The 4,702-nt window shown below is 45.5% G+C and carries 4 protein-coding genes and 1 other RNA gene; 1 reads left to right on the forward strand and 4 read right to left on the reverse strand.

Going from position 1 to position 4,702, the window contains the following annotated elements:
• Positions 1-73: 73 nt before the first annotated feature.
• Positions 74-1,918, reverse strand: coding sequence for an ASKHA domain-containing protein (locus tag PHP87_RS10735; protein ID WP_299921216.1), 1,845 nt, complete (start codon positions 1,916-1,918; stop codon positions 74-76).
• Between the two features lie 85 nt (positions 1,919-2,003).
• Complete coding sequence (locus PHP87_RS10740) at positions 2,004-2,330, reverse strand: hypothetical protein (RefSeq protein ID WP_299921218.1); 327 nt, start codon at positions 2,328-2,330, stop codon at positions 2,004-2,006.
• A 243-nt stretch (positions 2,331-2,573) separates the two neighbouring features.
• On the opposite strand from PHP87_RS10740, the gene rnpB reads away from it, so the two are divergent.
• Positions 2,574-2,959, forward strand: an RNA gene (rnpB, locus tag PHP87_RS10745) — RNase P RNA component class A.
• Positions 2,960-3,140: 181 nt separating this feature from the next.
• Here the strand turns inward: rnpB and PHP87_RS10750 are convergent.
• Both PHP87_RS10750 and PHP87_RS10755 read right to left on the reverse strand, forming a co-directional pair.
• Positions 3,141-3,473: an HU family DNA-binding protein gene (locus PHP87_RS10750; RefSeq protein ID WP_299921220.1), complete on the reverse strand. Its 333-nt coding sequence runs from the start codon at positions 3,471-3,473 to the stop codon at positions 3,141-3,143.
• A 194-nt stretch (positions 3,474-3,667) separates the two neighbouring features.
• A partial coding sequence (locus PHP87_RS10755; RefSeq protein ID WP_299921222.1) for an HD-GYP domain-containing protein occupies positions 3,668-4,702 on the reverse strand: 1,035 nt, incomplete at its 5' end.

Here is a 4,702-nt window from a genome sequence, read left to right on the forward strand (position 1 = left end):
TGGGTATGAAAAGAGGGGGTTCTTATTGCCTCAAGGAGCCCCCCCTGTTTCTGCATAGATTCAAAACTCAGCATTACTTCCCGGCGGCTCCAAGGGGAAAATTCAAATTATTGAGGTAGAGGGACTGGAAATCAGGATATAGGGCGAGTTCCACATACTGTACTTGTTCCTTTATCGCGCGGGCTTCCCGCTGTTTGTCTTGAGACAATAATGCCGCAATCGCTCCAGAAGCAGCAGCATTACCAATATTTTTTATTCTCTCCTCTTCTAGCGGAGGAATCAAGCCTATGCCAAGCGCATTGCGGGGGTCCAGGTAATTGCCAAAAGCTCCGGCCAGGTAAACTTTTTCCAGCTTCTCCGGCCCTGATCCTGCTTCTTTCATCAAGATGTCAATAGCTGTCCGCAAGGCTGCTTTGGCCAGTTGTACCTGCCTTATATCCTCCTGGTTAAAGACTACCGGAGTACTCCGGAAGGATTCTTTTTCTTCCACCAGGATTATTTCCGCTCCCCTTTCCCCCTGACGCATTCTTAGTTTCTCCCCGGCCAATTCAGTAATTATGCCGTTACTATCCAGATAAGCCGCCCGCCACAGGCAGGCTATTATATCAATAATCGCTGAACCGCATAGCCCGCGGGCCAAGCTCTCTCCTATAAGGTTATATTCCAGTCCCCCTTCGGGGTTTAGAAATACCTTGTCAATAGCGCCATCTCCAGCAATCATTCCGCTGCTGATTCCCCCACCTTCAAAGGCAGGACCCGCAGCGGCTGAAGCCGCCCACAATTTCCCCCGGTCTCCCAGTACAACTTCACCATTGGTACCTATATCAAGCAGCAAAAAACGGCTGCTCCTCCAGTCGGGCAGGCTTAAAACAGCGGCCACGGTATCAGCACCCACAAAACCGCCAACTTGAGGAAGGAGCAGTATTTCTGCCTTCTGGTTTACCGGAAGCCCCAGGCCTGCGGCCGGGTAAGTGAATTCATCACAAAAAAGACCGGCATATGGTGCTCGGGCAAATCCTGCCGGATTTAATCCCAGAAAAAAGTGCAACATAACCGGGTTACCTACCAGCACCAGATAGTATATATGCTCCGGTGAAAGTCCGGTCTCTTCCAGCATTTCTCCTATCATACTGGAGAGGTTATTCAACAGGATCTGTTGCAGTCGTTCCAGTCCGTCCGGGTTTTCCAGACAGTGCCTCACCCGGGACAAGATATCTGCGCCGTATATCCTCTGCATGTTAGCTTTACTGGAGATGGCTAAGTGCTCCCCATCCTCCAGGTCTAGCAGGGCACCAAAGAGGCTGGTGCTGCCTAAATCCAGGGCCAGTCCACAAGCCTTTTCCCTGCTGCGCCCGATATATTTTACTGCTTGCTCCTGACATACCAGGGCCTGCAGTTCCAAAGCAGGTCTCCCCAACCGGTCAATAAGCGCCAGCTGGTTTAAATTGTCCACGCTCAATTCCAACTTTAAGCCGGGCAAGGCTCGGGCCAGGCGCTTAAGGAGTGGAACCGGACAATCCTTCTCCATTCCCGGAATCAGAATCTGGCGATTTTTTACCGAAGCGGAAAAAGCGGAATAGGGCGAATCGGTCTTAAGCCAGGCCTGATCCTGGATAGCCAGAGCGAGGGGATCAAGATATACCGTCAGGGGCCCTTTAACCCGGCAAAAGCATGCTAGCCTGGTGCCGGTTCTTAATTCTTCCGGAAGAAGATGCTGGCGTTCGCTATCACTAATTTCATCAATCTCTCCCTCCAGCCTAACCTTGCACTGGCCGCAATTTCCTTTACCGCCACAGGCCCCTCCGATGACCATTCCGCTGGCCATTATGCTATCCCAGAGGTTTTTACCTGCCAAGGTCCAGAACTCCATAGGCGGCCCGTCAGGGCTTTTTAAAGTGATTCTCGTCCTTTCAGCCATAAGCAAGGCACCTACCGTCCATAAAAATTAAAACTAAGCTTGATAAAAGAAAAAGGCGGCCCTCAGCCGCCTGTTCAGCCTTTTATTATTCCGCTTTCGTATCCGCCATCAAGGCATAAGCGAAAATGAAAACCCATACCAAAGATGCTAATAATGCGGTGGTAGCTCCGCTCCAATCACCACTTTCGTGAACCATTGTATTGCCTCTGACATATAGCACATTAAACACTACCAAGCCCAAACCTGTAATAATGAATACCATCTTCTTGGCTCCGGCTGATAGCTGTTGGTTTTTTGCCCAACTACAGAATTTCAAGAAAATATAGATTGATGCCGCTACTATTGCAAGTACTACCAGGGGATTTGCCCAAATTCCGTGCCCTGCACCCGCTGATCCAAATATTGCTAACACCTTTTCACCTCCTCTTTATTTCTTTTACTTAATATTTTAATACTTTAAGCTGAGTAACACAAGGAAACTAAATGTTTAAGTTAGAATCCGTTAGTCCCCGTTTTGATCTATCTAGACTATTCTATAGAAAATAAGCATTTCCTGCTTTTTAAAAAAGTTTTTTCAAATTCTCCGCAACTTCGCGAAAACTTTACAATTAGTCCCCTGGCTATTATAATAAACCTTGCATCTTTGTAGATAAAGTAAGTAAATCAGATAGTCGCAGGTATTTATTACCTGAGGAAAGTCGGAGCTCCGCAGGGCAGGGTGCTGGATAACATCCAGTGGGGGCAACCCTAAGGAAAGTGCCACAGAAAGAAACCGCCGAAAACGAAGTCCAGAGAACGGAAGTCGGATTTTCTCCGGGTTCTGGTCTCCGTTTTCGGTAAGGGTGGAAAGGTGAGGTAAGAGCTCACCAGCGTTCAGGCGACTGAATGGCTCGGCAAACCCCACCTGGAGCAAGACCGAATAGGGGAACAATGAGGCGGCCCGTCTCGTTCCCGGGTTAGGTCGCTAGAGGCAGCAGGTAACTGCTGTCCCAGATAGATGACTATCTAATACAGAACTCCGCTTATAGATTTACTTACTTTTTTAATTAAAAAAGGGTGTTCCTGATGCTCCCTGCGGTCACTATTGTGGTTGTGGGCACGGGGGGTAGGGGAGATTGTTATACTTGGGTTAGAGGATAAACTTACCCGATAAAAAGAGGCATATATATATGCCTCTTTTATTATTGGTATTTATCTTTATTCTTTCTTTGTATCTGCCGACTTATTTCTTCTTGGCTGGCTTTTTCTTTGCAGCGCTCTTCGCTGGAGCGGCTTTCTTCTTAACAGCTACTGCTTCTTTGAGTGATTTGCCGGGTTTAAACGCTGGAACCTTGGTAGCAGGAACAGTAATTTCTTTTCCCGTTGCTGGACTGATAACCTTTCTTTCCTTGCGGTCACGGACCTCGAAACTACCGAAGCCAATAATCTGCACTTTGTCCCCACCGGCCAGGGCTTGCTGAATACTCTCAACCATTGCATCCAAAACTTTGGCAGCATCTTTTTGGGTAATTTCCGCCTTTTCAGCCAGAGATTTAACCAGTTCCGATTTGTTCACGACATAGTCCTCCCTTTAAAATTTTTTTATCCATATTTTACACTCATTCCTCAAAAAATCGGTAATTCCTGCTATTGAATCATGTTTTTTTTATTTTTTTATTTTTTTATGGCTTAAATAGGTATTTTCATTCTTCCATTTGTCATCGAGTTTTATTCATATAAAGCCATTATACAGGTCTTTGTTAATTATACCTAATCAATTATGTCCAGAATAGTAATCGAACGATCAATAGCCAGGTTATAAAATTCATCCTCGACCATAACTATCGGACGAGTAGGTTGAGAAGGATCTACATAAATAACTAGTCCCTCTTTCTTATTGCTCAACAAAACCTTGTTGCCTACATAGAAATTAGTGATTTTATCATAAAATACTTTAGTTATCCTGGCATCCAGTTTACCAAAAGAATCCTGCCAAAGTATTTCAGCGGCAGAATAGGGAGACCTTTTATTGGCGTAGGAATGGGCCGATGTAATGGCATCATAAACATCGGCTACAGCTACCACTGCAGCATAGAAGTTTAATTGGCCCTTTAATCCTGAGGGATAACCGGATCCATCTACCCTTTCATGGTGCATTAAGGCAGCATTGGCCACTTCGCGATTCATACTTATGTTCTGACTAATAAAATTGTAACCCAGCACTGTATGCTTTTTTATCTCCTCATACTCCTGCTCCGTTAATTTTCCGGGTTTATTAAGAATATCGTTTTCAATAAATACCTTGCCCACATCATGCAAAAGACCGGCTACTCCTAGTTCTCTGATGGTATTCTGCTCACACTTTAACCACCTTCCCATCAATATGCAGAGAAGGGAAACATTTATCGAATGGGTAAAAAGATAATCCCCCTTATCCTTCATCAAGCGCATTTGTCGGAAAAGGTCGATAGCATCAAAAGCCTGTTCCCGCAATAAATCCACGGTTTTATTTATTTCCTGGAAATCCAGGGCACTTCCCAGCATAGCCCCAACCATAAATGAATTAACCACTTCCAGGGCATCCTGGTAAACATCTTCGAACTGGTGCTCCGGCTTAATACGCTGAGATTCATCCAAAATGAATACTTCTTCGATATTTCTCCGCGCAAAGCTGTCGAGATGTTCCTGGGTAATGGTGCTGCCATTGGTCAAGAGAAGCTGGGAATCATAAGAATAAATATCTTTCCCCAGCTTTATTCCTGGCTTCAAATTACTTGTCTTTATCTTAAGCATCCCAAGTCCCCT

This window comes from Syntrophomonas sp., from assembly GCF_028707975.1.
In the GTDB taxonomy this organism is placed as follows: domain Bacteria; phylum Bacillota; class Syntrophomonadia; order Syntrophomonadales; family Syntrophomonadaceae; genus Syntrophomonas.